This is a genomic window from Streptomyces sp. IBSBF 3136 (assembly GCF_036815105.1).
GTDB lineage: Bacteria > Actinomycetota > Actinomycetes > Streptomycetales > Streptomycetaceae > Streptomyces.
The window spans coordinates 1-4932 of the sequence record NZ_JAJSZC010000363.1 but is presented as its reverse complement, the minus strand read 5'-3'; the positions used below and the strand labels follow the sequence as shown (position 1 = coordinate 4932).

The following is a 4932-nucleotide window of genomic DNA, read 5'->3' as shown; positions in this document are numbered from 1 at the left end:
CACCGAGACCCCTCAGGCCACGAGGCCCCAGGCCCCCGGGACGGCCCCCCATGCACCGAGACCCCTCACGCACCGAAGCCCAGGCCCTGGGACGGCCCCCCATGCACCAAGACCCCGCACACCCCGCGCTCAGACCCGCGGCACCCCGGAGGACCCCCGCACCATCAACTCCCCGCGCACCGAGGCGATCCCGCCGGGCGGCGGCTCCTCGCGGCCCATGGCGATGCGGCCCGCCCGGGCGCCCGCCTCCGACAGGGGCAGCCGGACCGTCGTCAGGGAGGGCACCGCGTCGACGCTGAACGGCAGGTCGTCGAAGCCGGCCACCGAGACATCCTCGGGGATGCGCAGGCCGGACTCGCGCAGGGCGGCGCAGGCGCCGAGGGCGACGGAGTCGTTCGCGGCGACGATCGCCGTCAGGGACGCGTCCCGGCGCAGCAGTTCCAGGGTGGCCTCGTGGCCGGACCGCCGGTCGTAGCGGCCGTACACCGTCCACCTCGGGTCCTCCTCGATGCCCGCCGCCGCCAGCGCGGCGCGGTGGCCCTCGAGCCGGTGCCGGGTGGTGGTGCGCTCCTCGGGACCCGCGATGTAGCCGAGCCGGCGGTGGCCGAGGCCGATGAGGTGGTCCGTCAGCGCGCGGGCGCCGCCGTGGTTGTCGAAGGTGAGCGCGACGGCCTCGGCGTCCGGCGCCGGCGGCCGCCCGCACAGCACCACCCGGGTGCCCGCCGCCGCCAGCTTCCGCAGCTTCGCCGCCACCGCGGCGGCGTGCGGCGCGTTCTCCACGGCGCCGCCGGTCAGCACCACGGCCGCGGCCCGCTGCCGCTGCAGCAGGGTGAGGTAGGTCAGTTCGCGTTCCGGCGAGCCGCCGGTGTTGCAGACGACCGCGAGCCGCTCCCCGCCGGCCCGGCCGCCCGGCCCGCCGATCTCGGCCTGGATCGCGCTCGCCATGATGCCGAAGAAGGGGTCCGCGATGTCGTTGACGAGGATGCCGACGAGGTCGGAGGTGGCCGCGGCGAGCGCGCTGGCGGGACCGTTGAGGACGTAGTCCAGTTCGTCCACCGCGCGCAGCACCCGCTCGCGGGTGGAGGCGGCGACCGGGTAATTGCCGTTCAGCACGCGCGACACCGTCGCGGGGGAGACCTGTGCGCGGGCCGCCACATCCGCCAGGGTCACCGTCATCGTCGTCCTCCGGTCGTGCTCAGGTCGCGCGTCTGCCCGCGCATGGTTCCGTCCTCGTAGACAGGCCGGTCACGGTCACGGTTCCGCCCGGTGTCGAGCAGACCCTAAGGCCAACCACTCGGGTTGTTCGCTCCCTCGAACAACTCGAAAAGGACACGGTCTTGTACGGACCGGTACTCAGCGGCTAGCTTCTCACCAGATAGAAAGCGCTTGCTGGACGGGCTTGCTGGACGGGCCGCCGCCGATGCCGGCACCGATGCCGACCGGGGCGCACGGCGTCGACGAAGGGACCGACGTGACACGCAAGACGGTGCGTATCGCCATGAACGGCGTGACCGGGCGCATGGGCTACCGCCAGCACCTCGTCCGGTCGATCCTCGCCCTGCGCGAGCAGGGCGGCCTCGACCTCGGCGACGGCACCGTGCTGTGGCCCGAGCCGGTCCTGCTCGGCCGCCGCGAGCACGCCCTCAGGGAGATCGCCGAACGGCACGGCCTGGAGCACGTCTCCACCGACCTGGACGCCGTCCTCGCCGACCCGGACGTCGACATCTACTTCGACTCCCAGGTCACCTCGGCCCGTGAGGAGTCGATCCGCAGGGCGATCGCGGCCGGCAAGCACGTCTACACCGAGAAGCCCACGGCCATCGGCCTGGCGGGCGCCCTCGAACTGGCCCGGCTCGCCCGGGACAAGGGCATCAGGCACGGCGTCGTCCAGGACAAGATCTTCCTGCCGGGCCTGCGCAAGCTGAAGCGCCTGATCGACGGCGGGTTCTTCGGCCGGGTGCTGTCGGTCCGTGGCGAGTTCGGCTACTGGGTCTTCGAGGGCGACTGGCAGCCCGCCCAGCGCCCCTCGTGGAACTACCGGGCCGAGGACGGCGGCGGCATCGTCGTCGACATGTTCCCGCACTGGGAGTACGTGCTGCACGAGCTGTTCGGCCGCGTGACCTCCGTCCAGGCGCTCGCCACCACCCACATCCCGCAGCGCTGGGACGAGCACGGCAGGCCCTACGACGCCACCGCCGACGACGCCGCCTACGGCGTCTTCGAGATCGAGGGCGGCGCCATCGCCCAGATCAACTCCTCCTGGGCGGTCCGCGTCCACCGCGACGAACTGGTCGAGTTCCAGGTCGACGGCACGCACGGATCGGCCGTCGCCGGGCTGCGCCACTGCCGCGCGCAGCACCGCGGCGCGACACCCAAGCCGGTCTGGAACCCCGACCTGCCCACCACCGAGGTCTTCCGCGACCAGTGGCAGGAGGTCCCGGACAACGCCGAGTTCGACAACGGCTTCAAGGCGCAGTGGGAGCTGTTCCTGCGGCACGTCCAGGCCGGCACCCCGTACCACTGGGACCTGCTGGCCGGCGCCCGTGGCGTCCAGCTCGCCGAACTCGGCCTGCGGTCCTCGGCCGAGGGCCGCCGCCTCGACGTGCCGGAGCTCGCGCTGTGACCCTCCGACTCCCGTCCGCCGGCGGCGGGACGCGGACGTACGAGCCGCGTACCGAACCGCTCGCCCTCACCCCCGGCGCCCCCCTCACCTCCCGCACGGTCTTCTCGGCGGCGCACGTCGTCGCCGACCCCCGCGCCGACGTCTCACCCGACGCGCCCGCCGCCGTCGACTGGGACGCCACCCTGGCCTTCCGCCGCCACCTGTGGTCCCACGGACTCGGCGTCGCCGAGGCGATGGACACCGCCCAGCGCGGCATGGGCCTGGACTGGCCGGGCGCGGCGGAGCTGATCCGCCGGTCGGCGGCGGAGGCCCGGAGCGTGGGCGGCCGCATCGCCTGCGGTGCCGGCACCGACCAGATCACCGGCGGCACCCTGCCCGAGATCCGCGCCGCGTACGAGGAACAGCTCGCCGTGGTCGAGGAGTCGGGGGCCCAGGCGGTCCTGATGGCCTCCCGGGCCCTGGCCGCCGCCGCGTCCGGACCCGAGGACTACCTGGACGTCTACGGCCACCTCCTGCGGCAGGCCACCGAGCCGGTGATCCTGCACTGGCTGGGCCCGATGTTCGACCCGGCCCTCGCGGGCTACTGGGGTTCGTCCGACCTCGACGCGGCCACCGAGACGTTCCTCGCGGTGATCTCGGCCCACCCCGGCAAGGTCGACGGCGTCAAGGTCTCCCTGCTGGACGCCCGGCGCGAGACCGGCCTGCGCCGCCGGCTGCCCGCCGGGGTCCGCTGCTACACCGGCGACGACTTCCACTACCCCGAGCTGATCGCGGGTGACGACCAGGGCTTCAGCCACGCCCTGCTCGGCGTCTTCGACCCGCTGGGACCGCTGGCCGCGAGGGCCGTCCGGCTCCTGGACGCGGGGGACACGGGGGGCTTCCGTGCCCTGCTCGACCCCACGGTCCCCCTCGCCCGCCACCTGTTCCAGCCCCCGACCCGCTTCTACAAGACCGGAGTCGTCCTGCTGGCCTGGCTCGCGGGTCACCAGGACCACTTCACCATGGTCGGCGGCCTGCAGTCGGCCCGCTCCCTGCCGCATCTGGCCCGCGCCTACGAACTCGCCGACGGGCTCGGCCTGTTCCCCGACCCGATGCTCGCCGAGGAACGGATGAGGAACCTGCTGTCGCTGTACGGAGTGGCCCGGTGAACGCGGACATCGCGCGTCTCTCCGTCAACCAGATGACGGTACGGCAGCTCACCCTGCCCGAACTCGCCGACGCCTGCGCCCGGTCGGGCGTGCCCGGGGTCGGCCTGTGGCGCGAGCCGGTCCGGTCGTACGGCGTCGAGGCGACCGCCAAGCTGGTCCGCGACGCGGGCCTGACGGTGACCACCCTGTGCCGGGGCGGCTTCCTCACGGCCACCGACGCCGGCCCGCGAGCGGCCGCGCTGGCCGACAACCGGCGCGCGATCGAGGAGGCGGCGGCCCTCGGCACCCGGGTCCTGGTCCTGGTCTCGGGCGGCCTCCCGCCTGGCTCCCGTGACCTGCGGGCGGCCCGCGAGCGCATCGCCGACGCGCTCGCCGAACTGGGGCCCTTCGCCCGGGAACACGGCGTGCGCCTGGCCGTCGAGCCGCTGCACCCCATGTACGCGTCCGACCGCTGCGTGGTCTCCACCCTCGCCCAGGCCCTGGACCTCGCCGAGCGCTTCCCCGCGGACCAGGTCGGCGTGGCCGTCGACACGTACCACGTCTGGTGGGACGACCGGGCCCCGGAGCAGGTCGCCCGCGCGGGTGCGGCGGGCCGCGTCCACGCCTTCCAGCTCGCCGACTGGACCACCCCGCTGCCCGAGGGCGTCCTCAACGGCCGCGGACAGCTCGGCGACGGCGCGATCGACCTGCGCGCGTGGAAGGAACACGTGGACGCGGCCGGCTACGCGGGCCCGATCGAGGTCGAACTGTTCAACGAGCGACTGTGGGCGCGGGACGGGCGGGAGGTGCTGGCGGAGACGGTGGAACGGTTCCGGACCCACGTCATCGGGTGACGGCGGGCGCACCGCGCCGGCACCGACCGTCGGCCGAGCGGCGGACGGCCCCGGCTCAGCCGCGCTCGTCCGGCGCGTCCGGCGCGTCCGGCTCCGTCATCACCAGGGCCGCCAGGTCGAGGAAGGCGTTGGCCGTACGGGGCCGCGGCCGGGAGAGGTCGACCGCCCGCCGTGCCGACAGATGGGAGTCGTAGGGGACCACGATCAAGTCCCGGTGCACGTCCGCGAGACCTGACCGGGCGAAGAAAAAATCCCGCAACCCGTACAACCGTTTCCCGGGATCGCCGGTCGTACCGTGCGTCAGAACCTCCGGGGGGGGGACCCGGGG

5 protein-coding genes are annotated in these 4932 nt (G+C 74.1%); 3 read left to right on the top strand and 2 right to left on the bottom strand.

All coding sequences use genetic code 11. From position 1 onward, the window contains the following. Positions 1-129 precede the first annotated feature (129 nt). Positions 130-1176, bottom strand: coding sequence for a LacI family DNA-binding transcriptional regulator (locus tag V7E45_RS38755; RefSeq protein ID WP_333778977.1), 1047 nt, complete (start codon positions 1174-1176; stop codon positions 130-132). 295 nt (positions 1177-1471) lie between these two features. On the opposite strand from V7E45_RS38755, the gene V7E45_RS38750 reads away from it, so the two are divergent. The 3 genes from V7E45_RS38750 to V7E45_RS38740 are packed head-to-tail and all read left to right on the top strand — an operon-like array spanning position 1472 to position 4604. Further along, entirely contained in the window at positions 1472-2623 is a 1152-nt protein-coding gene (locus V7E45_RS38750) for a Gfo/Idh/MocA family protein (protein WP_333778976.1), read from the top strand. Beyond that, positions 2620-3771: a dihydrodipicolinate synthase family protein gene (locus V7E45_RS38745; RefSeq protein ID WP_333778975.1), complete on the top strand. Its 1152-nt coding sequence runs from the start codon at positions 2620-2622 to the stop codon at positions 3769-3771. The genes V7E45_RS38750 and V7E45_RS38745 overlap by 4 nt, the downstream gene beginning before the upstream one ends. 32 nt (positions 3772-3803) lie before the next feature. Then, positions 3804-4604 (top strand): sugar phosphate isomerase/epimerase family protein, encoded by an 801-nt coding sequence (locus V7E45_RS38740; protein WP_333778978.1) that lies wholly within the window; start codon positions 3804-3806, stop codon positions 4602-4604. A 55-nt stretch (positions 4605-4659) separates the two neighbouring features. Here V7E45_RS38740 and V7E45_RS38735 read toward each other — a convergent pair whose 3' ends face one another. Further along, positions 4660-4824: a hypothetical protein gene (locus V7E45_RS38735; RefSeq protein ID WP_333778974.1), complete on the bottom strand. Its 165-nt coding sequence runs from the start codon at positions 4822-4824 to the stop codon at positions 4660-4662. Positions 4825-4932: the final 108 nt, after the last annotated feature.

Excerpts from the sequence above, each read along its gene's own strand:
- V7E45_RS38755 (WP_333778977.1), bottom strand. The coding sequence starts at position 1,176 with ATGACGGTGACCCTGGCGGATGTGGCGGCCCGCGCACAGGTCTCCCCC.
- V7E45_RS38740 (WP_333778978.1), top strand. The coding sequence starts at position 3,804 with ATGACGGTACGGCAGCTCACCCTGCCCGAACTCGCCGACGCCTGCGCC.